General features: G+C 61.9%; 17 protein-coding genes. 8 read left to right on the plus strand and 9 right to left on the minus strand.

Translation table 11 applies throughout. The annotated features are described in order from the left end of the window. On the minus strand, positions 1 to 999 hold the full coding sequence (gene rfbB / locus KTR40_RS12050; protein ID WP_228403889.1) for a dTDP-glucose 4,6-dehydratase: 999 nt from the start codon (positions 997 to 999) through the stop codon (positions 1 to 3). A 33-nt stretch (positions 1000 to 1032) separates the two neighbouring features. Continuing rightward, positions 1033 to 1803, minus strand: a complete 771-nt coding sequence (locus KTR40_RS12055) for a glycosyltransferase (protein WP_228403890.1) — start codon at positions 1801 to 1803, stop codon at positions 1033 to 1035. A 246-nt stretch (positions 1804 to 2049) separates the two neighbouring features. Here KTR40_RS12055 and KTR40_RS12060 point away from each other — a divergent pair, with 246 nt between their 5' ends. From KTR40_RS12060 to KTR40_RS12085, 6 genes are all read left to right on the plus strand, one after another. Next, complete coding sequence (locus KTR40_RS12060; protein WP_199775250.1) at positions 2050 to 2808, plus strand: glycosyltransferase family 2 protein; 759 nt, start codon at positions 2050 to 2052, stop codon at positions 2806 to 2808. Continuing rightward, the gene (locus tag KTR40_RS12065; protein WP_104998433.1) at positions 2802 to 3185 is read left to right on the plus strand and encodes a DUF2304 domain-containing protein; all 384 of its coding nucleotides are present in this window, start codon (positions 2802 to 2804) and stop codon (positions 3183 to 3185) included. Before KTR40_RS12060 ends, KTR40_RS12065 begins: the two co-directional genes overlap by 7 nt. A gap of 14 nt (positions 3186 to 3199) precedes the next feature. Then, positions 3200 to 4087: a glycosyltransferase gene (locus KTR40_RS12070; RefSeq protein ID WP_228403891.1), complete on the plus strand. Its 888-nt coding sequence runs from the start codon at positions 3200 to 3202 to the stop codon at positions 4085 to 4087. Further along, the gene (locus tag KTR40_RS12075; RefSeq protein ID WP_228403892.1) at positions 4071 to 5012 is read left to right on the plus strand and encodes a glycosyltransferase; all 942 of its coding nucleotides are present in this window, start codon (positions 4071 to 4073) and stop codon (positions 5010 to 5012) included. Before KTR40_RS12070 ends, KTR40_RS12075 begins: the two co-directional genes overlap by 17 nt. A gap of 71 nt (positions 5013 to 5083) precedes the next feature. Then, positions 5084 to 5947, plus strand: coding sequence for a glucose-1-phosphate thymidylyltransferase RfbA (rfbA, locus tag KTR40_RS12080; protein WP_104998436.1), 864 nt, complete (start codon positions 5084 to 5086; stop codon positions 5945 to 5947). Between the two features lie 56 nt (positions 5948 to 6003). Next, on the plus strand, positions 6004 to 7986 hold the full coding sequence (locus KTR40_RS12085; protein ID WP_228403894.1) for a DUF6541 family protein: 1983 nt from the start codon (positions 6004 to 6006) through the stop codon (positions 7984 to 7986). A gap of 632 nt (positions 7987 to 8618) precedes the next feature. Here the strand turns inward: KTR40_RS12085 and KTR40_RS12090 are convergent. The 4 genes from KTR40_RS12090 to glf are packed head-to-tail and all read right to left on the minus strand — an operon-like array spanning position 8619 to position 13431. After that, positions 8619 to 9344: an ABC transporter ATP-binding protein gene (locus tag KTR40_RS12090; RefSeq protein WP_228403895.1), complete on the minus strand. Its 726-nt coding sequence runs from the start codon at positions 9342 to 9344 to the stop codon at positions 8619 to 8621. Continuing rightward, positions 9345 to 10226, minus strand: a complete 882-nt coding sequence (locus tag KTR40_RS12095) for an ABC transporter permease (RefSeq protein ID WP_228403896.1) — start codon at positions 10224 to 10226, stop codon at positions 9345 to 9347. It abuts the gene before it with no gap. After that, complete coding sequence (locus KTR40_RS12100) at positions 10223 to 12247, minus strand: glycosyltransferase (protein ID WP_228403897.1); 2025 nt, start codon at positions 12245 to 12247, stop codon at positions 10223 to 10225. Before KTR40_RS12100 ends, KTR40_RS12095 begins: the two co-directional genes overlap by 4 nt. After that, positions 12244 to 13431 (minus strand): UDP-galactopyranose mutase, encoded by a 1188-nt coding sequence (gene glf, locus KTR40_RS12105; protein WP_139029710.1) that lies wholly within the window; start codon positions 13429 to 13431, stop codon positions 12244 to 12246. Before glf ends, KTR40_RS12100 begins: the two co-directional genes overlap by 4 nt. 188 nt (positions 13432 to 13619) lie before the next feature. Between glf and KTR40_RS12110 the strand changes: the two genes are divergently transcribed. Then, entirely contained in the window at positions 13620 to 17705 is a 4086-nt protein-coding gene (locus KTR40_RS12110) for an FtsK/SpoIIIE domain-containing protein (RefSeq protein ID WP_228403898.1), read from the plus strand. A 26-nt stretch (positions 17706 to 17731) separates the two neighbouring features. On the opposite strand, the gene KTR40_RS12115 is transcribed toward KTR40_RS12110, so the two are convergent. Next, positions 17732 to 18112, minus strand: coding sequence for a hypothetical protein (locus KTR40_RS12115; protein WP_370633198.1), 381 nt, complete (start codon positions 18110 to 18112; stop codon positions 17732 to 17734). A gap of 338 nt (positions 18113 to 18450) precedes the next feature. Here KTR40_RS12115 and KTR40_RS12120 point away from each other — a divergent pair, with 338 nt between their 5' ends. Beyond that, entirely contained in the window at positions 18451 to 18699 is a 249-nt protein-coding gene (locus KTR40_RS12120) for a WhiB family transcriptional regulator (RefSeq protein ID WP_015937605.1), read from the plus strand. Positions 18700 to 18840: 141 nt separating this feature from the next. Here KTR40_RS12120 and KTR40_RS12125 read toward each other — a convergent pair whose 3' ends face one another. Both KTR40_RS12125 and KTR40_RS12130 read right to left on the minus strand, forming a co-directional pair. After that, a complete protein-coding gene (locus tag KTR40_RS12125) occupies positions 18841 to 20307 on the minus strand; it encodes a sensor histidine kinase (protein WP_228403900.1) in 1467 nt (488 codons plus the stop codon). Positions 20308 to 20336: 29 nt separating this feature from the next. Next, positions 20337 to 25190 (minus strand): NAD-glutamate dehydrogenase, encoded by a 4854-nt coding sequence (locus KTR40_RS12130; RefSeq protein WP_228403901.1) that lies wholly within the window; start codon positions 25188 to 25190, stop codon positions 20337 to 20339. Between the last annotated feature and the right edge of the window lie 6 nt (positions 25191 to 25196).

A 25196-nucleotide genomic window follows, 5' to 3' on the forward strand; every position in this document is an offset into this window, starting at 1 on the left:
CTACTGGCCCTGTTCCTTGTACTTGGCTTCCGTGGCGGCCTTTTGCGGGCGCCACCAGTTTTCGTTGTCCCGGTACCACGCAATGGTGTCCTCGATGCCTTCGTCGAAGTTGGGGAACTGCGGTTCCCAGCCGAGCTCGTTACGGAGTTTGGAGGAATCGATGGCATATCGGAGGTCGTGGCCCGGCCGGTCCACGACATGGTCGTAGGCGTCCGGGGACTGTCCCATGTGCTTGAGAATGAGTTCGACAACGTCCTTGTTGTTCTTCTCGCCGTCGGCGCCGATCAGGTATGTTTCACCGATCTTGCCCTTGGCGATGATGGCCAGCACGGCCGAGGAGTGGTCATTGGCATGGATCCAGTCACGGACGTTCTCGCCCTTGCCGTAGAGCTTGGGCCGGATCCCATCGAGCACGTTGGTGATCTGTCGCGGGATGAACTTCTCCACATGCTGGTACGGGCCATAGTTGTTCGAGCAGTTGCTGATGGTGGCCTGCAGCCCGAAGGAACGTACCCAGGCGCGGACCAGTAGGTCCGAGCCGGCTTTCGTGGAGGAGTAAGGGCTGGAGGGGTTGTACGGGGTCTGCTCGGTGAATCGTTCCGGGTCATCCAGTTCCAGGTCGCCGTAGACCTCGTCAGTGGAGATGTGGTGGAAGCGCTTGTTGTGCTTCCGGGCCGCCTCGATCAGCGTGTACGTGCCGATGATGTTCGTGTCCAGGAACGGGCGGGGGTCATGCAAGGAGTTGTCATTGTGTGACTCGGCAGCGTAGTGGACCACCACGTCGGCGTCAGCCACGAGGCCGTCCACCAGGCCGGCGTCGGCTATGTCACCCTGGATAAACTTGAAGCGGTCCTGCGGCAGGCCCTGCAGGGACTCCAGGTTGCCGGCATAAGTCAGCTTGTCCAGAACAGTGACTTTGTCATCGGTGTTCTCAAGAACGTAGTGGACAAAGTTGGAACCGATGAACCCGGCCCCGCCGGTGACAAGGAAATTTTGCATTATGCCAGCTTACCTAACCTTCTTTGGCGGCCTCTAACCCGCGTCACTACTGACAGCCCTGCGACTCCTCCGGAACGCTTCAAACATAAGCCTCAAAAGCATGATGCGTGCAGCGGCGATCTTTCGCAGGGACCTCCACCCTGCCGGTGTCTGGTTCTCGCCATGGAGCCTCCGGAAGACAGTCGCCCCGTCCAGGTGGGCAACAGAGCGCGCCATATTGCCGCAAATGGCCAACCAGAGGTCATGCGACTCTCGAACAAAGGATGGGATGGGCACCACCAGCCCCATGGCATCACGTCTAAATCCCATAGCGCAGCCGTAATATGCCCTGTAGCCGATCAGAATTCCCCAAAGGTTGGCCAGGTTCCTTCGCGAATCCGATGAACGCAGCTTGGGAATCCAGGGGCGGGGGCCGCCGCCCAAAATTTCGAAATTGCTGGCAACTACTTGTGCGGACTCCAAGGCCCCCATCATCACCGCGAGGCGGCCCTCTATCCAGACGTCATCTTGGTCTGACAGGAAGATGAACTGACCACGGCTGAGCTTAATGGCTTCCTCGAAAGTGCGGACGTAACCCCGATTATGCGGTGCCACTACGAGTCGAACCCGCGCGTCCTTCACCCGTCCCACAATGGCGGCAGTTTCGTCAGGTGACGCATCGTCAACAACGATCAGTTCGTCGTCGGGCCCCAGCTCACGGAGAATGGACGCTAACTGCTCCTCAACATATTGGCTTCCGCGGTAGGTTGCCATGCAGACACTGGCCCGGATTTGCAGAGGGCGCCCGGGTGTTGCATCGTTCATATTCTTGGCTCCATTTGAGGTGATGATTGAGTCTGCGTGACGAACCGTGCATCATCCTACGATGTCGATGCCGGACGAAGGATGCTGCCTCCGTGTTGGGCGGTTTGCCTTCGCCACTGATCCCGTCGCCGCCAACTCAGACCACCTGCCGTGAACTGACCCCGTTACTGCACGGATCAGGCCTCCGACCGACTCCACGCGTCCAATGGCCTATGTGGCCCCAGCCCATTGATATATTGGAGCCCTATGAAAACTGATACCTCTGCGCGGGTCCTAGTCATCATGCCTGCTTGGAATGAGGCTGAATCTGTAGGAAATACCGTCCGTGAAGTCCTGTCCGTGGGGATGCCGTACGACGTTTTGGTCGTAAACGATGGCTCAAGTGACGACACCGCCATCCTAGCGGCAGCCGCAGGTGCAACAGTGCTGAACCTCCCCTTCAACCTTGGTGTAGGTGGGGCTATGCGCGCGGGATTCAAGTACGCACAGCGCAGGGGGTACCGGCGAGTTATCCAAGTTGACGCAGACGGACAACACGACCCTCGGAACATTGAGGAGGTCCTGTCCGGCCTTGACTACGCCGACATATCCATCGGAGCTCGCTTTGCTGACCGGGGTGATTACGAAGTGAAAGGGCCCCGCAAGTGGGCAATGCAGTTTCTTGCGCGAGTGATCTCGGGACTGGCAAAAACCCGGCTTACCGACGTGACATCAGGTTTCAGGGCGGCCAACGAGCGCGCGATCAGCCAATACCTTGACCACTATCCTGCCGAGTACTTGGGCGACACTATCGACTCGTTGGTCGTCGCCGTCCGGTCTGGTTGCAAGGTAACTCAGATACCGGTGGCAATGCGACCCCGCCAGGGCGGAACGCCAAGCCATGACCCCGTGAAGGCAGCCATCTATCTAGGACGTTCGGTGTTTGCTTTGCTCTTTGCGCTGACACGCAAGCGCTCGCTACTCCAGACATCAGACCAAACCAGTCAGGAGCCGGCAACATGCTGAATGTCGCTGCTTTTTTCCTTGCCCTTGCCATAGTGGGCGTTGTGTTCGAAATGCTTCGACGGAAGAAACTCCGTGAGAAGTATGCAGCGCTCTGGCTCTTCGTCGGCATAGGCACTTTGGTCCTGGCTGCCTTCCCCCGGCTCCTGACGATCGTAACCGAGTTCTCCGGCGTGCAACTCCCCTCCAATCTCTTGTTCATCATCAGTATCCTCTTGCTCCTGGGGGTCTGCCTCCACTTGTCATGGGAGATTTCTGTTGTAGAAGACGAGACCAGAACGCTCGCTGAGGAGGTGGCGATCCTTCGTGCGTTGATCGAAGCGCTGCCGGCACCCGAGAAGCAAGAAGGCACCCACACCAATTCTCCCGGCGCACAGTAGAGACGCGTCACCAGATGGCACTGGATATTTTCATCCCCTACTGGGGTGACCCCAATTATATGAAGCAGGCCGTTGACAGCGTATTAGCCCAGGATAACGACGACTGGTTGCTGACAGTGGTGGACGATGCTTATCCAAATCCTGAAGTGCGACAGTACGTTGAGTCCCTGGGGGACGAACGTATCAGCTATGTGCGGAAGGAAACGAACGAGGGCATCACGGAGAATTTCCGGACATGCGTCTCCCTGTCAACCCAAGACATTCTCGTCGTAATGGGCTGTGACGATGTCCTTCTCCCCAATTTCGTCACGGTCATACAGAAAGCCGCGGCCAATCACCCAGAGGCGGCGATCATACAACCGGGCGTCCAGATTATCGATGAAGCCGGACGCCATACCCGGCCCCTTACTGACTTAGTGAAGCAGTATTTAGTGAAGCCTCGAGGACGAGGCGCTCGCCTCGTTGACGGCGAAGACTTGGCCGCAAGCCTCCTTCACGGTGACTGGCTGTATTGGCCTTCCTTGGCTTTCAGGCGGGACAGCATCAGCAGGTTTGATTTCCGCGACGGATTTCCCGTCATCCAGGACTTGGCACTCGTAATGGATATGGTCCTGGATGGCGCGATGCTGCTCATCGAACCTGAGGTCTGTTTCGCGTACAGGCGGCACACCCGAAGTGCCTCCGGGGCGAAACTTCTTGACGGATCGCGGTTTGCGGGCGAGCGCGACTATTTCGCTCTGGCAGCCCGACTTTGCGACACCAAAGGCTGGCGCAGGGCGGGCAGGGCGGCGAGGCTACGCCTGACGTCCCGGGCTCACGCCCTGCTCTTTATGCCCTATGCCCTCCGTCGGAGGAGAAACGACACGATCAAAGGATTGGTAATTCATGCCTTCGGAAAGTGAGGTGCAGTCCGCGGAGCACGGTACTTATCCTGCGTCGTTGTCCCGCGTAGCCTGCGTGGTGACGGCCTTCCACCCCTCACCAGGCCTCATAGGCAACGTCAAAGCCCTGGTGGCCCAGTCCGGAAGGGTCATTGTTGTCGACGACGGAAGCGGTCCAGGTTACGACAACATCTTTGGGCAGGTTGCTGAGACCGGCGCCGAGATTGAACGGTTGGCGACAAATTGTGGCATTGGGGCAGCGCTCAACAGAGGGGTAGAACGGGCACGCCAATCACCGGGCATTGACTATATCGTCACTGTCGACCAAGATTCCACGTTACCGCCAGGCTATGTCCAAGCGCTCCTCGAGGGCGAAGCTGCCGCTCGTTCGCGCGGACTCATCCCTGGACTCATAGGGCCGGCGCGTATACGCGGTAATCCAGTGCTGTCCGCAGGAACGCGGAACGGGGTCGTTCTGGGAAAGGAGCCCATCCAGTCGGGGCTGATGATTACCGTGGACGCCTTGGAGCACGTTGGGGCTTTTCAGGCAACACTTTTCATCGACTTAGTAGACACAGAGTTCTACCTTCGTGCAACCGACGCTGGCTGGCCAACCATCCTTGCCGATGCCGAGTTCGATCACTCTCTGGGAACGTTCGTTGACGCACGAGTGCTTGGAAAGCCTGTCAACCTTCCTGCCGGCCCCCTCCGAGTGCGTACAGCCGCAACCTGGCGCTACTACTACATATTCAGAAACAGGATCTTGGTCTCGCGGCAATATGCGAAGCGCCACCCCGTTTGGGTCGCCACTGGTTTGTGGGCAGACGTTCGACATCTTGCCTGGGTCACAGTATTCGCACCCGGCCGGATATCTCGACTCTTAGCAGCTTTGGCTGGCGTCCGAGACGGCCTTCTCGGGCGAAGCGGCAAGAAGCCAGGGGTCTGAGCAGATGGACAGCTGCTCGCTTGCGGCACCAGGTTTTGCTGACGAGTGAGCAGTAGGAGAGGATATAGTCCATGCGTGGAATAATTTTGGCTGGCGGAACTGGATCGCGGCTTCACCCAATCACCCTTGGTATCAGCAAGCAGCTCGTTCCTGTTTACGACAAGCCGATGATTTATTACCCCCTCTCCACACTGATCCTTGCCGGCATCAGGGACATCCTAATCATCACGACACCTCACGACGCAGATCAGTTTCAGCGGCTGCTAGGCGATGGCTCCCAGTTCGGCATTAATCTGACCTACGTCCAGCAGCCCTCCCCCGATGGTCTGGCGCAGGCATTTATCCTGGGCGCCGACCACATAGGGGATGACACGGTAGCCCTTGTCCTTGGCGACAACATTTTCTATGGCCAAGGCATGGGCACCCAGCTGCGGCGTCACGCAACGATCGACGGCGGAGCAGTCTTTGGCTACTGGGTAAAGGATCCCAAGGCCTACGGTGTTGTGGAATTCGACGACGACGGAAAAGCGCTTTCACTGGAAGAGAAGCCCGAAAAGCCGCGGAGTCACTACGCAGTTCCCGGACTGTACTTTTACGACAACGATGTCATTGAGATTGCAAAAAACCTTGAACCCTCTGCCCGCGGCGAGCTCGAGATCACAGACGTCAACCGTACATATCTTGAACGGGGCAAGCTCCAGGTAGAGATCCTGCCCCGCGGTACGGCTTGGCTGGACACCGGGACCTTCAACGACCTCAGCGACGCATCGAACTTCATTCGCACTGTTGAGAACCGCCAAGGACTCAAAATCGGTGCTCCCGAAGAAATCGCCTGGCGCCAGGGCTTTCTGACGGATGACGAACTTCGGGACCGTGCCGAGCCCCTCGTCAAGAGCGGTTATGGCAGCTATCTCCTGGAACTTTTGGAGGGCTAGGGCCTACGGCGTGAGCCGCACCCACCGCCTATCTGCTGTCTTTCCGTGGAGTACTAATGAGTTGGTTTTCCGTCATTCCCATGGCTGCCGTATGTATAGCCCTGCTGTTTCTGCCCGGAACTCTTATCGTCCTGGCCCTGGGGCTTCGTAACCCAGCTTTTGTTGCTGTTGCTCCACTTTTGACAGTAAGCATTGTGGCTGTCTCCGCAATAGTGGCACCATACGCGGGGGTGAGTTGGTCCCTCCTCCCAGTACTGGTTGCAACACTTTCCATAGCCGCTGTCCTTTTCGCCGCAAGGAAAATCCTCAAATTACGGCAACCAAGCGTGCCATGGCGGGCGGTCGCCGGAACGTCAGGACAGATGCCGGTCCTGGCAGGAGCGGGCTTTGTTATTGGCGCAGCGTCCATAGCTCTGCAATTGCGTGCAGCCTTCGGCCGTCCAGAAAACATCTCCCAGACCTTCGACAACGTATTCCACCTGAATGCGATCCGGTACGTGCTGGAGACTGGAAACGCCTCATCGCTGACGATCACGGGGATGACTAACGGCGACAATCCACCATACTTTTATCCCGCTGCCTGGCATGGGTTGGCATCGCTCCTTGTTCAGATATCCGGGCTCCCCTTGCCCGTCGCGGTCAACGTCCTCAACCTCTGTGTCGCAGCGACCGTTTGGACCTTGGGCTGCATGTTCCTGGTTCGATCGATAGTGGGCTCAAACCCCTATGCCATCGGTGCGGCAGGTGTTCTGGCCGCGGGCTTCGGGTCCTTTCCCATCCTGCTGCTGGATTTCGGAGTCCTCTACCCGAATTTCCTGTCTGTGAGCATGCTCCCGGGGACGCTGGCTTGCGTGAGCCTGTTTTTCGGCATGAGTACCTTCGCGCAAGTTGGCCCCCTAGCCAGATTCACGCTGGCTCCTGTTTTAGCGCTGGGAGTTGCCATCGCCCACCCGAATGGTGTGGTTTCATTGGCAGCCATGTCCGTTCCAGTCCTTATCGCTGCATTTACAGCCTTTGCAGTCAGGCGACGCCGGGCAGGTAAGCCAGCGGCCGCATCATTTGTCGCAGGGGCCGGACTGCTCATCGTCCTGGCCGTAGTTGCTGTCCTTTGGAAGTACGTGCGTCCACCGGCAGCTGCCGCGACGTGGCTGCCTGTGCAAACTCCAGGGCAAGCGGTCGGCGAAGTATTGACCAACTCGGCGATGCAGCGCCCTCCGGCGTGGGCCGTCAGCATCCTGGTTATCGTCGGGTTGGTTTACGTCCTAAAGCGTCCCCTTTCTATTTGGATCTCCGCATCCTTCCTGATCATCGCCACGCTCTTTGTCATGGTTTCTGCCGGGCCCGCTGGCCGGATCCGCGACCTTCTAACCGGGGTCTGGTACAACGACAGCTACCGGTTGGCGGCCCTGTTGCCGGTGGCCGCGGTGGCCCTCGCCGCCATTGGTGCTGCCTGGACCATAGAGACGTTGCAGGATCGTATCCGTAGGGTTCCCGACCGGGGGGCGCTGACTTCCAAATTGGGTAAGCCGATGGTTCTGTACAGTGTCGGACCTCTTGTCATCCTGGCTGTGCTCGGACTCCTTCAGGCACCACCGATGATTACACCGGTTCGTTCCGCGCAAGCGAATTACTCAACTTCGCCTGAGTCACCACTGGTCAGTTCTGACGAGATGGCTTTGATAAAAGATCTGGATCAATATGTTCCGGCGGAAGCAACGATCGCGGTCAATCCTTGGACAGGGGGTGCGATGGCCTTTGCAATGGCCGACCGCAACACGACGTCCAAACACACACTCACCACGTACACGAAGGCCGCCGAACTTTTGAACGACAAGTTTCGGGAAGCAGCAAGCGACCCGGCTGTCTGCCCTGCCGCACGTGCCAACAATGTGCGCTACGTACTCGATTTTGGAACTCGCGAAGTTCACGGAGGCAACCACGGTTTCCAAGGGCTCCAGATTCCGGACTCAACCCCAGGTTTTGCGTTGCTCGCCCAGCGCGGTGAAGCGAAATTGTTTGAGGTTACCGCCTGCGGGTGAAGCGGCGCTCATCACTCGCCAGGTTGGTGAGGCACTCTCGGTCAGCCCCACTGCGGCCACCCGGACCGGGGACAGGCGTGGGAACGAGTGTTGGTAGGCCTCGCGGCAGCCTCTGCACGCCTTCTACGGAGTTCGCAGCGGACAGGCGGTCCAGCCCATACTGGAAATTGACAAGAGGCAGGGACATGCGCTCCGGACCAACGTGATTTCCACGGCTTCACCGGATCGTCCATACCCCAGAAGCCATCAGGTTCAAAGGCTCCAGATACCGGCTCAAACACGCCGCCGTCGCCGTCGCCCATTTTTCACCCGCGCAATGGCTCTTTTCACCAGCGCTGACACCTTCCGCCGGGCAGCGATAACCCCGGTGGCTCGGATAACCCTGTAGCTCCCCAGACCCGATGATGACCTGCCCGACTGCTGGCGACCATTTTCGTGGAAATGACGTGGCAGTAGCGAAAGTAAGGAGGATGGGTGGCAGCATCGGCTACGACACGGCAGGCTCGCTCAATGGCACGTTGAAGGATAGCCCCGGTCATCCCGGCAACTACCAATATCCCCTGCCGGTCAGCACCCGCGGATGAGCGGAAACCGGTATGCAATGGACCTGACGCAGAGGTGACCGCAGGCGCCTATGCCCGAAGCATTGCGACGGCGTCGTGGATTGACCCGTCGAACTTAACATTGCCGTGCTCCAACAGGATGCCGCGCTCACAAATCCTTGACACAAGATCGAGGTCATGGCTGACCACAACAAGCGTCTTGCCATCGCGAGCCAGTTCCTGGATCTTGTCGATGCATTTCCGTTGGAACGGCTCGTCGCCGACCGCAAGGATCTCGTCAATCAGGAACACTTCAGGATCGGTGTGGACGGCAACGGAGAAGGCAAGCCTCAGGTACATTCCAGAGGAGTAGAACTTAACCTCTGTATCGATGAATTGCCCGATCTCGGAGAACTCAACGATGTCATCGAACCGCTCCTTAACCTGCTGCTCAGTCATCCCCAGTATGGCTCCATTTAGGAACACGTTGTCCCGGCCCGAGAGATCGGGGTGGAATCCGGCACCTACCTCAATAAGGCCAGCCACCCGTCCCCTCGTCCTGACCGATCCTGTATCGGGGAGCATAACGCCGGAAATGTGTTTCAGAAGAGTCGATTTCCCTGACCCGTTCAGGCCCAGAAGGGCCACCGTCTCGCCAGCCTTAACCTCTATCGAGACGTCCTTCAGGGCATGGAACTTCTCCGACAAATCACCTTTGCGACCTTTAGCCAGCCATACAACTGCTTCTTTGATGGATCTGGTGTGCCGTAGTACGAACTGCTTGCTGATATTTGAAACTTCTATTGCGTTGACCACTTAGAGCTCCTGCGCGAAGCGGCCCTCAAGCCGCCGAAAAGTGTATTGCCCTAGAACCAGGACCGCGAGTGCTACGCCCATCCCCAGGGGCAGCCAGAGGCTGAACAGGTGTGGGGGCATGGATGCGGTTCCATCAGTGGTGGGGAACCAGAAAGCGTAGTGGAACAATTCCACGCCTATAGTGATCGGGTTTGCCTGGTAGAGGGCGTACGCCGTCGCGCCGAGCTTTTCTTCGACCATGGTCCATGCGTACATAACGGGTGACGCCCACGTGGCTACCATCAGTAGCATGTCCACAAGATTTTCCGAGTCCCGAAAGTACACGTTCGCGGCCCCGAACAGCAGGCCCAACCCTGTGGCGAGCAGTCCCACGATGAGGAAGCCTGCAACCGCAGCAAGCAGCTGTACCAGATTCGGACGCCAGCCAGCGAAGATACAGCCAACTACAAGAACTACCAGCTGAGGAAAAAAATGGACCGCCGAAACCCAAACAGAGGCAACCGGAAACAGCTCGCGCGGCAGGTAGATCTTCTTGATCAGGTTCCCGTTGTTGACAATCGACCTTGCCGCATTTCCTAAAGCTTCGGAAAAGAAGTTTATGAGGACAATGCCCGAGAACAGATAGACAGCATAATTCGCCAGCCCTTCCGGATTCCTGGGACTCCGCTCCAGCCCCAGAAAAACGCCCAAGGCCACATAGAAAACTATGAACTGAACGCCGGGCTTGACGTAGGACCACAGCAACCCCAGTACGGAACCGCGGTAGCGGACCTTTAGCTCTTTCCGTACCAAGAGTTTGAGGAGGAAGCTGGATTGGCGAATGTCACGCAGTCCGCTCCCGAGCCCTGGCGTAGTCAGTTCACTCGGCGAAATTGCACTCACTTGATCTCGTTCTGGGTGTGCTGCTCGAACGTCTTCCTCCAGGACTCGATGGAGGTGAGTTCGTGCAGGGCAGCCTTGTACTTCTTGCTGAGCGCGGGCCACTCCTTGAGGAGGGCAGCATGAAGCCGAGCGCTTTCCGCCAGCATTTTCCGGAGCTGCTTTGGATCACGCCGGTACCAGGATGCGCCCGTTCCCTCGGCGTTCGAGACCACGGCGCTATCATACTGGGCCATGCGCCACCAGCGGTTGTCCTGGTGGGCCACCGTTGTCTGGGGCCGCTCGGCGGTCGTGCCTTGGACGGGGCTGGCCAACTGCCGGACAACTGTTTTCGCTGCCCATGGCAGCAGGGTGATTTTTGAGGGCTGCGAGGGCCCATGACCTCGGCGGGGCGGCTTGTCCATTTTCGGCGAGGGAAAGTCTTCCGGATCGGGCCGAAAAACGGAGTCCGAGTGTCCCGACATCATTTCGCGGATCTTGGGCAGCTTCGTGGCAAGCAAATCCGGCAGAACCGACGGGCCCTTAAGTACGTCTTCCAGCGCCCACTGACGTCCCTCTGCTGTTGCGTACTGCATGGAAACCAGGTGCTTCACGTCGGCGTACTGGGACTCCTTGATCACGCGGCCACCAAACTCGTAGGGGCTATGCAGGAGAGCCGCCACCACCCTGTTCCGGGCGTGGAAGTATGCCTGCCAGCCTACGAGGTCGTCCTTGTCGATCCAGGAAACATGCCAGACGGCGGAGCCCGGGAGGGAAACAGTCGGATAACCATGCGCCTTGGCGCGCAAGCCGTATTCAGAGTCGTCCCATTTGATGAACAGAGGCAGCGAAAGTCCGATGTCCCGAATCACCTTCGTCGGGATCAGGCACATCCACCAGCCGTTGTAGTCAACATCGCAGCGGCGGTGCAGCCAGGACGTCTGACGCAGGTTGGAAGACATGAAGTCGTGCCCAAGGATCATTTCATCATTGGGAAGCGCCGGCTGGAACCGGTAGGGGTTCACGATCTCGCCGAACGTGTGGAGGACAGTTCTGTTGTACAGATCAAACATGTGACCCCCGACAAGCGTCGGGGTCTTGCACCGGTCAGCGAAGGTCAAAAGCCGAATGATGCTTTCAGGTTCGACAACGACGTCATCATCCATGAGCAGCACGTAGTCACTGCCGTTTTCCACGGCTTCGAACATGCCCCGGGCGAACCCGCCGGACCCGCCGAGGTTGGACTGGTTGATAATGCGCAGTTTCCCGTCCAGCGACTTCTTAACGTCGTCGAAGCCTTCCGCGTCCGAAAGCTTCTGGGTGCCCTGATCGACGATGAGGATCTCTTGAACGTGTTCGAGCGCTTCCTCGCTCTCGGCAAGAAGCCGGAGGTTGTTGAGGCAAAAGTCGGTCTTGTTCAGAGTAGTGATCTGGAGGGTGACAGATCCCGGTGTGCTCTCTATCGCCGGCCCCTGCCACTCGGCGTCGAGCATGATGAGCGGCTCGGAGCCCGCTACCAAGTCGAACCAATACCAGCCGCCGTCGCCAAAGGGCGCGAGCGAGAGCTCGAAGTAGTTATCTGCAATTCCTTCAACACGGCGCGTGTCCACCCGCTGCAGGGAGCCCCGGGCATTGGATTTATACACGATGACGGAACCCGTACCTTGAGTCCGGACTTGCAGGCGGACCTTGTCCACCGTGGTCCAGCGCCGCCAGTAGCTGGCCGGAAAGGCGTTGAAGTAGCTGCCGAATGAGACTCGTTCGCCTGAGCGGACTGACGTGGAATGCCGCGAAAGGAAGTCCTCGACATGGGCTTCCTTGGTAGGGCTGCTGATGGTCCGGGCCTTGGTGGGTTTTCCGTCCCGGTCACCCACGGTGGGCAGTTGAATGCCGGTAGCAGTCCCCATATCCATGTAGAGGGGCACAGTGTCCATTTGGCTGGCGCTCGGAAGAATCACCCGCTGCAGTGTCTGCCAGTCGCTGCCGGCGTCATCCGATGATGCCGTCGGAGTGTTCTTCTTTGGGCTTTGGGTTGAGATGCTCATGCGTCCACGCCTCCGCTTTCCAGCTTTACGCCGCTTTCGAAGTGCGGCCGGATCTTGTTGTCGAACATGCTCAGCGCAGAACCGATGGCCATGTGCATGTCCAGGTACTTGTACGTGCCGAGACGCCCGCCGAAGAGTACGTCCTTCTCGGCCGCTGCCAGGTCACGGTACTTCAGGAGCCGTTCCCGGTCCGCCGACGTGTTGACCGGGTAGTACGGCTCATCGCCCTTCTCGGCGAAACGTGAGAACTCGCGCATGATGACGGTCTTTTCCGTCTGGTAGTCACGCTCCGGGTGGAAGTGGCGCGGTTCGATGACACGGGTGTAGGGGACGTCGTCGTCGTTGTAGTTCACAACGGACGTGCCCTGGAAGTCCTCCATGTCCAGCACTTCTTCCTCGAAGTCGATGGTGCGCCAGGACAGGTCACCTTCGGCGAAGTCGAAGTAGCGGTCCACCGGGCCGGTGTAGATCACCGGGATGTTGCCAACGACCTTATCCTTGCTGTACTCATGCGACTCGTCGAAGAAGTCAGTGTTCAGCCGTACCTCGATATTCGGGTGTTCTGCCATCTTTTCAATCCACGCGGTGTAGCCGTTGGTGGGCAGACCCTCGTACTTGTCGTTGAAGTACCGGTTGTCGTAGTTGTACCGCACAGGGAGTCGCGAAATGATGCCGGCGGGCAGGTCCTTGGGATCCGTCTGCCACTGCTTGCCGGTGTAATGCTTGATGAACGCTTCGTACAGCGGCCGGCCGATCAGCTGGATGCCCTTGTCATTGAGGTTCTGCGGATCGGTTCCGGCAAGCTCACCGGCTTGCTCCTGGATGAGTTCCCTCGCTTGGCCGGGCGTCAGGTTGGCGCGGAAGAACTGGTTTATAGTCGCCAAGTTGATGGGGAGTGAGTACACCTCGCCCTTGTGCACGCCATAGACCTTGTGGACGTAGTTCGTGAAGGTCGTGAACCGGTTGACGTACTCCCACACCCGCTCGTTGGATGTGTGGAAGAGGTGGGCACCGTAGCGGTGCACCTCGATGCCGGTCTGCTCTTCTTTTTCGCTGTAGGCGTTGCCGCCGATGTGGTGGCGGCGGTCGATGACGACGACCTTCAAGCCGAGCTCGGTGGCGGCCTGTTCTGCGATTGTCAGGCCAAAAAAGCCGGACCCTACGATGACGAGGTCAGCGGTCACAAAATCTCCTGGATTGAATGCGGGCAGCGCAATTGTGCGCATTGTCTGCTGCTCTAGCCTACCTGAGGGACTGTGGCGCCCGTCGAATCGGCCGATCCCATCCAGTTGTCCACATAGGAGATTAAGCAGGGGTTCCTGAGCGTGACGCCTGGCTAGGTTGGGTTCCAAAGGCACCGAAGGATCCACCCATGACTCTCCACTTCACCCTTGTCCGCAGCCCCGACGCGCCCCGGCCCGGGCCACCGGTGGAACTTTCCATTACGGCACCTCCCGGCACTTCGGGCGCAAAGATCCACGCCTGTCTGGTGGAGAAATTCGGGACTGGTGCCGTCTTCATCGGCCAAAATGACCTGAGTTCCCTGAGCCTCGGCACAGCGCCCCTGGTGAACGGCGCCGTCCTGGTCGACGGCGGGAGCCGGCCCGTCAGCCGGAAAAAGCTGCGGCGCCCGGCCCCCGATCCCGCTGCACCCATCGCCCTGGCCGTGCACACCGGCGCGGGGGCAGGCATCCTCGTCCCGCTGCGGCGCGGCACCTACACGATCGGCAGAAGCAATACCCGCATCGTGGTTCCGGATCCTGAGCTCTCCCGCGAGCATGCCCGCCTGGTGGTCACCGAGAAGGACATCATGCTCGTCGATCTGGACAGCGCCAATGGCACCTACGTCGACGGCGGCAGGGTCCGCCGTGCGGTTGTCACCACTGACTCCGCCATCCGCTGCGGCAATACAACAATGTCCCTGGTCTTTTTGGACCTGCCGGACAGAGCACTGGCCGACGCCGGGACTTCAGTTAAAGTGCCCCTCACCATTGCGCGCCGCACGGAGTCCGGCAATCGCGGGATCCTGCTGCTCACGGCAGTTCTCCCCCTGGCCATCGGCATAGGGCTCGCGGTCCTCACAGGAATGTGGATGTTCCTTGCCTTCGCCGCCGTCTCGGCAGTATCCGCACTCATCCCCCTGGCGGCGGGTCGCCGACAGGGGCGCGAGTTCGCGCAAAAGATCCATTCAGCCGTGGAGGAGGACCGGAAGCGGCGGCAGCGGGCAGGCCCCTCCCTTCCGTATCTGGTGCTGGCAGCACGGCACGGCCAGCTTCCGACCTCCCCTCCCGAGGAGAATGGCCGGGTATGGCTTCGCCTTGGCCAGGCACACCAGGCGGCCAATCTGAAGGTCGATTCGGAGACCGCGCCCAAGGCCACTCCTTCAGCCGGAGAGGTCCCCGTGTTGCTGGATCCGGGTCCCCCCAACACCACGTTCCGTGGACCTCCATCAGTGGCGGAGGGGATGATCAGGTCGCTTGTCATGCAGTTGGCCGGCTACCCCCGTGGCCGGAGGACCCGCATCATCATCTGTGGGCCGCCAGGAACTCTTCCGCTTCCCGCCCGCTACCTTCCCGCCATGACCCTCGCAGCTTCCCCGGAGGCCGGCCTGCGGGCGCTGGCGGATGGCTTTGGCTCCGCGTATGTCCATGGCGTCCTCCTGCTCACCGGGACATGGACAGTGGACGGCGGAGGACTATGCGACGAGGCGGCGCGGCTGGGGTGGCAAGTGCTCCAGTTTTGTGCGCCTGACTCGGCCCCAGGTGTCCCGGATGTGGAACTCGGCGAGCGGCAGTCATACCTGCGCGGCCTGGGGAGCCAGATTGCCTTCGTCCCGGACCTGGCGCCCGAGGAGGTGTTCAGCAACTTCTGCCGGCAGGTGGCAGCTTCATCGAGGCCGCTGGAGGAACACGAGCTGGGGATTCCCGCTGCCTGCAGGCTGGGGGACGTGCTGCCGTTTTCTCCCGCGGACGTTGCCGCCCGTTGGAATGCGAGCGCCCGCGCTCATGATCTCGGCGTTGCCCTGGGGCTTGCAGCATCAGGGCCCCAGACCCTGGACCTTCAAGCCGACGGCCCCCATCTGCTGGTTGCGGGAACCACCGGCTCGGGCAAGTCTGAACTGCTGCGAACCCTGGTGGTGGCGCTGGCACTGAACCATCCTCCGGACCGGGTCAATTTCCTCTTTGTCGATTTCAAAGGCGGTTCGGGGCTTGGTCCGCTGGCAGGCCTGGTTCATTGCGTCGGAGTGCTGACGGACCTGGCCACCCACGAACTCGAACGGACGCTCGCTTCGCTCCGTGCGGAGATAAGGCTCCGGGAGGAAGCACTCGCTGCGGCCGCGGTTCCGGACCTCGACGCCTACCGTTCCACACGGGCATCCCGTATTCGTCCCCTCCCCCGGCTGGTCATCGTCATCGATGAGTTTCGGATGCTCGTGGACGATGCCCCGGAGGTGCTCCGGGAACTCATGCGGATCGCCGCCATAGGGCGTTCGCTCGGCCTTCACCTTGTCATGGCCACCCAGCGCCCCCAGGGAGCGCTGACCGCCGATATCCGCGCGAACGTCACGTCCAGCATTGCGCTTCGCGTCCAGTCCGACGCTGAATCCCACGACATCATCAGGACCGCGGCCGCAGCCGGAATCAGGCGGGATACCCCTGGACGCGCCTTTATAGCCCGGGGAATGGAGGAGCCCCGGGAATTCCAGACGGCGTCAACCGGCGGAGCGTTCCATGCCACGGCGCTGGAGGATGTCGAGGTGCAGCTCACCATGGAGTATCTGGCCGATATTGGCGGATCCAACGGTGCCGGGGCCCGCCCACCGGACCCCACGCCGGCGGAGGCGGCGGCCCCTCTCGTCTCGATGGTCCGGGATCTTTGGGCATCACAGGCAGGAGCAGCACCACGCCAGCCGGTGGCGCCTCCCCTGCCACAGAAGCTCACCCAACCCGACCGGACAAAGGCCCCCGGTGCTATGTCCAGCGAGGCAACATTGAACGCGGGCACCAGCCAGTGGTCCATTGATCTTGGTTTGATGGACTTGCCCGAGCGGCAAGAGGTGAAGCGCCTGTCATGGGACCCCGCAAGGGACAGCCATCTCGCGTTGATCGGAGGTCCGGCGTCGGGCGCACCTGAAGCCCTTGACCTGGCCGCCGGCGAAGTGGCCAGCCATGCAACCGAATCACATTGCTACTTCCTGGACGCCGGCGGAACCTTCCTCCGCCTCGCAACGCATGACCGGACGGGAGCCCATGCCGGCCTGCACGAGCTGCGGCGTGGCGTCCGCATACTTGAACGGCTTGGCCAGGAACTGGCCAGCCGCCTGAGCCGGGCTGGCCGCGGCATTCCGCTGGTCCTTGTGATCTCCGGCTGGGGATCCTGGGTCTCGGCTTTTCGGGCAGGACCGCTGGCCTGGGCCGAAGACCTTGTCCAGGACCTGGTCCGCGACGGTGCAAGGGCCGGCATCACGGTCATGGTCTCCGGCGAGCGGGAACTCGTCACGGCCAGGTTCTGCGGGTCAATTCCGAACCGTATCTACTTCCCCACAGGCTCCAACGAGGACAGCCGCATCGCATGGCCCAAGATGCCACCCACGGCTGCGGTCAAGGGCAGGGGCGTGGCTTTCGGCCCGATCACGGGCGGTACAGCGGCAGTGTGCCAGCTCTACGAACCCGCCCCTCGAAGTTCGCGCAGCACCCCGCAGAACGGCGCCAGCCCGGCTGGCTTCATCATGGCAGGCACCCGGCCTTTCCGGGTTGAGCCGCTTCCGTCCCTGATATCGGTCCCGGAGGTCCGGGCCCTGGCTGACAGGATGGACGACGTCGGGGCGGGCGTTCCCGAAGCCGCGGCACAGCGTGCAGACGGCCAGGCCATGGCGCCGCGCGGGAGCGCCGGCGAAGCCCGGTTCCCGGACCTGCTGCTGGGCGTCGCTGGCGATGAGGTGCAACCGTTCACCATTCGGTTTCCCGCCGGGGGCGTGTTCGCGGTCCTCGGAGGAGTCGGTTCAGGGAAAACGAACGTCCTGCGCACCCTGCGGGCGCTGAACCCCGCAGCGGGGCCGTGGACCTGTCCGGAGAGCGGCATTGATCCGGAGGAATTCTGGAAGTCTTCGCTGGCCCGGGCCAAGGCGGGGGAACTACCCAGGGAAGCGGTGCTGTTGGCGGACGACGTTGACCTCTTGCCTGCCGGCGCTTTACGGGACCTGACAGAGCTGCACGCCCTGGGCCACCCTGTGGTCCTCACGGCAAATTACAGCCCCTTGCTGCTGCAGCGTGTTCCGATCATCATGGACTCCCGCGCCGCAGGAACAGGACTCCTGCTATCCCCGCGGTCCACATCGGAGGGGGACCTGTTCGGGGTGCGCTTCGACGTCGAGCCGAATTCCCCGTCGGGCAGGGGCATCCTGATCTCCCGGGGGCGGTCGTCCCCGGTCCAGGTTGCCTGGGCGGGGCCGACATGAACGCACCACCACCGGCGGCAGAACGGCTAAAGCGCCGGGGGCCCCCCGCCGGTGCGCGAGGCGTAGCTGACCACCTTGCTGTGGAACAGAAGGACGATGGCAGTGATGGCCGGCACCAGCATTGCAATCCCGGCAAGCAGGAGCCCGCTGCTGAAGGTGGGAAATCCTATGGTCAGAACGAACAACTGCGCCACGAGGGCCGCAGCGCGGGTCCAGCGGTAGCCGCGGTTCAGGAAAACTGCCACCGCGTACAGCCAGGCGGAGAAGGCCAGCAGGAGCACAAGGGTGAACACCGCTCCCCAAAAGGACAGGACGGGGCTCCCCGCCACCAACTGATAGCCATACCAGGCTGCCGCGCTCAGGAGGACAGTGGCCTCCGCGGCCACCACCAAGGCCACCACGAGCACGGCCCCGGGTCGGCTGCGCGGGCCTCCACCATCCTCGCCGTTCCGGTCCTGGCCGGCATCTTCAGGGGGTAGCGGCGGCTCTGCTGGGTTTACCGGGGGTCTTGACACACTGGCACCCTACCCGACATAGTCGGACAGTGGTGAGGGCCAGCAGCGCCGGTGTGATGTATCGCTCAGCTTTCCGGGGATATCAAGCGTTATTACCCCTTGTTTACACAGCGTTAACATGACAGGCTTGATTCAGATGACCAAGGGGGCCCTGCCGGGCCCTTTTCCTTTGTAGCTACTAGTGAATAATTTCACAAGGGCTCTTCCCAGAAATGGAGCAACTGATCAGCATGGATTGGCGTAACCGCGCAGCGTGCCTCGAAAAGGACCCCGAACTCTTCTTCCCCGTCGGGAACACGGGGCCGGCCCTCCTGCAGATCGAGGAAGCAAAAAGCGTCTGCCGCCGGTGCCCCGTTGTGGATACCTGCCTGCAGTGGGCCCTGGAGTCCGGTCAGGACGCCGGCGTCTGGGGCGGCATGAGCGAAGACGAGCGCCGGGCGTTGAAGCGCCGCGCCGCCCGCGCCCGCCGCGCTTCCTGATCCAGCCGGAAGCCTCCCAACACAAACAGCCCCGGCTGCAACCTCCCAAGGTTGCGGCCGGGGCTGTTTCAGTTACTAGTCCGGGGGTTATAGGACAAAACGGAGCGGACCGGCCCGCGCAAGGCCAGCCGGCCTCCCCGCCTACTTGCCTGCCAGGCGAAGCCGGATCTCGACGGCGGTGCCGCCACCCTCGCGCGGCTTCCACTGGATGGTCCCGCCCAGTTCGCTGGTCACCAGGGTCCGCACGATCTGAAGCCCAAGCCCCTCAACGTGGGGTGTATCGGGAAGCCCCACACCGTCGTCGGCAATGGTCACGGTGAGCTCCTCGCCGTCGTCCCCGTCGGACCGGTCAGCGATCAGCCAGACGGTTCCGGCCCTCCCCTCCAGTCCGTGCTCCACGGCGTTGGTTACCAGTTCGTTGATGACCAGGGCCAGCGGGGTGGCAAGGTCGCTGGGCAGCTCCCCAAACGTGCCGGAGCGTTCGGTCCTCACCTGCTGCGACGGCGAGGCGACCTCCGCGGAAAGCCGGAACTGCCGCCCGATCAGCTCATCGAAGTCCACGCTTTGGGTCAGGCCCTGGGACAGGGTCTCGTGGACCAGGGCGATGGTGGCCACCCTGCGCATGGCCTGCTCCAGGCCCTGCTTCGCTTCGTCGCTGACCATGCGCCGGGACTGCATGCGCAGCAGCGCCGCGACGGTCTGCAGATTGTTCTTGACCCGGTGGTGGATCTCCCGGATGGTGGCGTCCTTGGTGACGAGCTCCATTTCACGCCGGCGCAGCTCGGACACGTCGCGGCACAGGACCAGCGCGCCAAAGCGCTGCTGCTCGTCACGCAGCGGAATCGCACGAAGGGACAGGCTTACGCCCCGCGACTCGATCTCACTGCGCCATGGCATCCGGCCCGTGACCACCAGGGGCAGTGTCTCGTCCACCATGCGGCGGTCCTTCAGCAGGCTCGCGGTGACTTCCGCCAAGGACCGGCCCTCCAGGGACTCCCCGTCACCCAGACGCCTGAAGGCGGAGACGCCGTTGGGGCTGGCGTACTGCACAATGCCCTCTGCATCCAGCCTGATCAGGCCGTCCCCCACGCGCGGTGCGCCGCGCCGGGAACCCGTCGGCGAGGCGAAGTCCGGCCACAGCCCCAGCGTGCCCATCCGCAGCAGGTCATAGGCGCACTGCCGGTATGTCAGCTCCAGCCGTGACGGCATCCGCGAGCTGGACAGGTCCATGTGCGTGGTGACCACGGCCAAGGTTCGCCCGTTGCGGACCATGGGGACCGCCTCCACCCGAAGCGCCATGTCGCTGCTCCAGTTGGTTTCGCTGGAGCGTTCGATGGAACGGCTGTTCCAGGCCTTGTCCACGAGGGGCTGCAGGTCGGACCGGATACCCTCCCCTACGAAGTCGCCATGGAAGACGGTGTGCGTGGTTGAGGGCCGGACGTGCGCCAACGCCACATACCCGTGGTCCGGGTGTGGGAACCACAGCGCAAGGTCGGCGAACGCCAGGTCCGCAACCATCTGCCAGTCCCCCACCAGGAGGTGCAGCCATTCAGCATCGCCCGGCCCAAAATCAGCGTGTTCCCTGATAGGGTCCGTAAAGATTGCCACTGCACCTCCATTTGCGACGCCGGACTTGGCTAGCGTCGAACGATTGACCTCAAGAGCCTCAATGCTACCGACAGTGACGCCATATCGTCGGCCTCGAGTGAATTGACCTCGTCGAACATGGTCTTCGCCCTGCTCAGCTGCTCGGCGTTCTGGGCCTCCCAGTCCTTCAGGCGGGCCTCCGGCGAGTCGCTGGCAGCGGTGGCGTCCAGCACCGCCATCGTTATGTCCGAGATGGTTGAGTACAGGTCGTCCCGCAGGGCCGCCCTGGCCAGCGCCTGCCACCTGTCCTGCCGTGGCAGGCTGCTGATCCGTTCCAGCAGCGAGTCGGCGTGGAACCGGTTAAAGACGGTGTAGTAGACGGCCGCGATCTCTTCCACGGGGTCCTTGCGGACATGCGCAATCTTGGCAATATCCAGCAGCACGAAGCTTTCGAAAAGCTCCGCCCAGCGGAGGGCCAGGCCTTCCGGCAGCTCCCATTCCCGCGCCGTCTCCAGCCAGCCCGCCACCCTTTCCCGGTCATCGCCCCGCAGGTAGTCCAGAAGGTGGGCGCGCATCGGCTCCATCACCGGCTTGAACTCAGACACAACATCGGCAATCGGCCGGGATACGGCCCCCTGCCCAAGGAGCCAGCGGACCGCTCGGTCAAGCAGCCGCCTGATGTCCAGGTGGACAGCGCTCCAGTGCTCGGTGGGGAAGGACGCCGGCAGGCTGTTCAGCTCCCCCACCATGACGTCCAGCTCGTAGATCTCCCGCAGGGCAACAAATGCCTTGGCCACGGCGGCCTCGCTGGCCGAGGTTTCTTCCATTACCCGGAACGCGAACGTGATGCCGCCGAGGTTGATCATGTCGTTGGCGACCACCGTGGCTATGATCTCGCGCCGCAGCGGGTGGGTGTCCAGCTCGGCGTCGAACCGCTCCCGCAGCTGGGCAGGGAAGTAGGAGCGCAGCGTCTGCCTGAACCAGGGGTCGTCCGCCATGTCGCTTTCCCGGAGGGCGGTTGCCAGCTCGATTTTGGCGTAGGCGGCCAGCACCGACAGTTCCGGCGACGTCAGCCCTTGCCCCTGCTGCAGGCGCTCCCGCAGCGTTTCGGTGGTGGGAAGTGCCTCAAGGTCCCGCTTCAGGTCCGCTTTCTTTTCGAGCCAGTCCATCAGCCGTTCGTAGCTCGGGCTCCATTCGGCAACCCTGGTCCGGTCATTGAGCAGCAGGATGTTCTGGTCGATGTTGTCTTCGAGAACCAGCCGCCCCACTTCGTCGGTCATCGCTGCCAGGAAGCCGGCGCGTTCTTCCGCCGACAGCTTTCCGGCAGCCACCATCCGGTCCACGAAGATCTTGATGTTGACTTCGTGGTCGGAGCAGTCCACGCCGGCGGAGTTGTCGATGGCGTCCGTGTTGAGGATGACGCCCTGCAACGCCGCTTCAATACGGCCGCGCTGGGTCATGCCGAGGTTTCCGCCTTCGCCCACCACCTTGACGCGCAGGTCCCGGCCGTCCACCCGGATGGCGTCGTTGGCCTTGTCCCCCACCATGGCATTGGTCTCGGTGCTCGCCTTGACGTAGGTCCCGATGCCCCCGTTGTAGAGCAGGTCCGCAGGGGCCAGGAGGATTGCACGGAGGAGTTCCGGCGGGCTGAGTTCCGTGGTCTCGGCCGGCAGCCCCAGGGCGGTCCGTACCTGGGGCGAAACCGGAATCGACTTCGCCTGCCGGGCAAACACTCCGCCGCCCTCGCTGATGAGTGCCTTGTTGTAGTCGTCCCACGAGGACCTCGGCAGCTGGAACAAACGCTGCCGCTCCACGAACGAGGCTTCCTCGTCCGGGTTGGGGTCGAGGAAGATGTGGCGGTGGTCGAAGGCAGCGAGGAGGCGGATGTGGCGGGACAGCAGCATCCCGTTGCCGAAGACGTCCCCTGACATGTCCCCCACGCCCACCACGGTGAACGGCTGCGTCTGGGTGTCCAGGTCGAGTTCGCTGAAGTGGCGTTTCACCGACTCCCACGCGCCCCGCGCGGTGATGCCCATTGCCTTGTGGTCGTACCCCACGGAGCCGCCGGACGCGAACGCGTCCCCAAGCCAGAAGCCGTACTCCGCCGCCAGGCCGTTGGCGATGTCGGAGAACGTCGCGGTGCCCTTGTCGGCAGCCACCACGAGGTAGGAATCGTCGTCGTCATGCCTTACAACGTCCGACGGCGGCACAAGCCTTTCACTGTCACCCTCGGTGAGGAGGTTGTCGGTGATGTCCAGCAGGCCCCTGATGAAGGTCTTGTAGCTTTCGATCCCCTCCGCCATCCACGCGGCCCGGTCAACGGTGGGGTCCGGCAGCTGCTTGGCGAAGAATCCGCCTTTCGCTCCCGTAGGCACGATGACGGCGTTCTTCACAGTCTGCGCTTTCACGAGCCCAAGGATCTCGGTGCGGAAATCCTCACGGCGGTCGGACCAGCGCAGCCCGCCGCGCGCCACCTTGCCGAAGCGGAGATGGACGCCCTCAACGCGAGGGGCGTAGACCCAGATCTCGAACATCGGCCGCGGGAACGGCAGGCCTTCGATCCGTGCCGGATCGAGCTTGAAACTCAGGTGGGGCTTGTCCTGGTAGTAGTTGGTCCGAAGCGTCGCCTCGATCAGGTTGACGAAGGTGCGCAGGACCCTGTCGGCGTCGAGCGTTTCCACCTTTTCGATTGACGCGTCCAGGTCCTTGCGGGCGGATGCCTGCGCCTCGAAGCGCTCGGCATCACTGAGGGAAGGATCGAAGCGGGCGGCGAAAAGCGCAGTCAGCCCCCTGGTCACGCGCGGGTTGGCCAGCAGGGTGTCTGCCATGAAGCCGAAGGAGTTCGTGTTGCCCATCTGGCGCATGTACCGCGCATAGGCCCGGAGCACGGTGATCTTCCGCCATTGCAGCCCCTCGCGCAGGACCAGCCGGTCGAAGCTGTCCGACTCGGCTGCACCGGTCACGGCAGCGCCGAAGGACTCAGCCAGCAGCTGGCCGGTGGAGACCGGGTCCACCTTTGCCGGATACTTCAGGCCAAGGTCGTACAGGAAGAAATCGCGGCGGTCCGCAGTCTCGATTTCGAAGGGCCGCTCATCCAAAACCTCCAGTCCCAGGTTGTGGAAGTACGGCAGGATCTGGCTCAGGCTCTTGGGCTCCAGCATGTAGAGCTTGACCCGCGCGTCCTCTTCCAGCGTTGCCCCCGCGCCTTCCGGCAGGTAAACATGGACGCCGGGCCGCTCCTGGACAGTACCTTCAGCGCGCTCGGCGGCCGCGCCGTACTTCTCGAACCGCGCAATGTCCTCGAGTGCATCTTCGACCTCGTAATCCACCCGGTAGCTCGCGGGAAACGCCTCCGACCAGATGGCGGCCAGCTCCTTGGCCTCCGCAACGTCCCGGCCCTCGCGCAGGACCTCCGCGATCCCTTCGCTCCAGGAGCGGGCAGCACGCACAAGGCGCTTCTCCAGCTCCTCGGCGTTGACGTGGCTGACGTCAGCGTTCTTGGGCAGCCGAATGCGGAAGAAGAGGCGGGCCAGCGCCGACTCCGTCATCCGGGCTTCGTAGTCAATGGAGACGGCCTGGAACGTCTCCCGGAGTTCCTGCTCGATGCGGAGCCGCACGTTCGTGGTGTACCTGTCCCTGGGAAGGTAGACGACGGCAGACATGAACCGGCCGTAGATGTCCGGCCGGAGGAACAGCCGGGTGCGCCGCCGCTCCTGCAGTTTCTGGATCCCGAGGGCAGTGGCGGCAAGGTCCGGTACCTCGATCTGGAAGAGTTCATCCCTGGGGTACGTTTCCAGGATGCCCAACAGGTCCTTGCCGGAGTGTGAATCCGGCGGGAAGCCCGCGCTCCGGAGCACCGCGTCAACCTTTTCGCGCACAATCGGGATATTGCGGACAGAGCCGGTGTAGGCGCTGGTTGCCAGGAGGCCAATAAAGCGGCGCTCGCCGTTGACGTTCCCCGCGGCGTCAAAGCTCTTCACACCGATGTAGTCCAGGTAGGCCGAGCGGTGGACGGTGGAGCGGGAGTTAGCCTTCGTGATGACCAGGGCGCGTTTTTCCCGCGCTTTCTTCCGGCCGGTATCCGTCAGGTGCTGGATGTGGGGCGAGTCGGTGGAGGCCCGCAGAAGTCCGAGGCCGCTGTCTTCACGAAGTTCCAGGACATCTTCGCCGTCAACGTTGACCAGGTCGTATTCCCGGTAGCCCAGGAACGTAAAGTTCCCGTCATCGAGCCAGCGGAGGAGGTCCTGCGCCTGCCGAAGTTCGGCGATTTGCGAGGGGTTGGCTGTCTGGTCAAGGCTTTCCGCGATCTCGATGGCCTTCTGGCGCATCTTTGGCCAATCCTCGACGGCGGCGCGGACATCCTTGAGGACCCGTTCAATGCCTTCGAGGAGGGCTGCTTTCGCGTCTTCCGAGACACGGTTGATCTCGACGGCGATCCAGGACTCCATGTGGGAGGCGTTCTCGCCCTGGGCGATGAGGTGGGACAGGCTGGGCATGGCGGCGGTGTCTCCGCTGGAAATCCCGAGGTGCGCCGGGACCCTGTTGACCTTGGCGAGCTCGCCGCTCTCCCTGTTCCGGGTGGCGACGAAAAGGGGGTGGATGACCAACTTGATGGCGGCATGCTGCCGGACGAGCTCGGCGTTGACAGAGTCCACCAGGAAAGGCATGTCATCTGTGACGACGAAGACCACGCTGCTGTCTTCCTCGTCCATGATGGCGACCTTCGCCTGGCCGGGGCGCCGGACGGAGGCGACATCCCGGTGGTGGCCGGCCCGCGCCACCAGCACGTCCCGGGGGTACGTCCGCGCGTCCTCTTCGGCTAGGTGCTGGTAGTAATCCCCAATGAAGCCCTCATCGCCTTCAAGAGAAAGGGGCTGATCCTCCACGCTGGATCCAGACGACATCGACAA

This window comes from Pseudarthrobacter sp. L1SW (genome assembly GCF_020809045.1).
Taxonomy (GTDB): Bacteria; Actinomycetota; Actinomycetes; order Actinomycetales; family Micrococcaceae; genus Arthrobacter.